The following is a 632-nucleotide window of genomic DNA, read 5'->3' as shown; positions in this document are numbered from 1 at the left end:
AATACAGCGGGAGCTGCTGCGCAAGCTCAGAATCTCTTGCAATATTAGAAATATTCGTTCATTTAGAGGATTATACTATTTTGCCAAATTACACACTTTTTCAAATTGAATTGCTAAAATCAGATATCAGCTATTTAAGCCATGATCTATTGCCACATTCATGGCAAGATCAGCCAGCGCCTCCTGAAACAGCAGATATTGGTGATCAGTGGCTCAAACGTTGTGAGTCTTTAATATTAGCTGTACCAAGTGTCATAGTGCCAAGAGAATATAATTATATTCTGAATCCGCTACATAAACGATTTGCAAAGATAGTCAAAAAAGCCAAAGTATTAGACTTTAAATTTGATACACGATTAACAAAGTAAGCGTTCTTTAGACCTACCACAAATCATTTTACTCTGTACACGATGATTTTTTCATTTGAGTAGCTCCTGTAATGGTCGATTTAAAATCTTAAGGCAGAGCTTAAAATCTCTTATGCTAAAAGCTGCTCTTTGATAAGCATTAGCAATCATATCCAAGCCATACCGGAAATAGCTAGACTGTAACCGACCATGTTTTTTACGTTTGATTGGCTTTAACTTGGCATCTTTGTATTCGCCGACCTTATGTGCCCTTCCTACGCGAAC

2 protein-coding genes are annotated in these 632 nt (G+C 36.9%); one reads left to right on the top strand and one right to left on the bottom strand.

Annotated elements, in window-relative coordinates:
- Positions 1-368, top strand: a 368-nt coding sequence (locus tag DNK85_RS10390; RefSeq protein WP_162896677.1) for an RES family NAD+ phosphorylase, incomplete at its 5' end; no start/stop codon positions are given.
- Positions 369-419: 51 nt separating this feature from the next.
- Here DNK85_RS10390 and DNK85_RS10385 read toward each other — a convergent pair.
- Positions 420-632 (bottom strand): hypothetical protein (locus tag DNK85_RS10385; RefSeq protein WP_119329500.1); only part of this gene is annotated, 213 nt, incomplete at its 5' end.

Source organism: Cysteiniphilum halobium (genome assembly GCF_003574425.1).
In the GTDB taxonomy this organism is placed as follows: domain Bacteria; phylum Pseudomonadota; class Gammaproteobacteria; order Francisellales; family Francisellaceae; genus Caedibacter; species Caedibacter halobius.
This window is presented reverse-complemented; position numbering and strand designations above follow the sequence as displayed.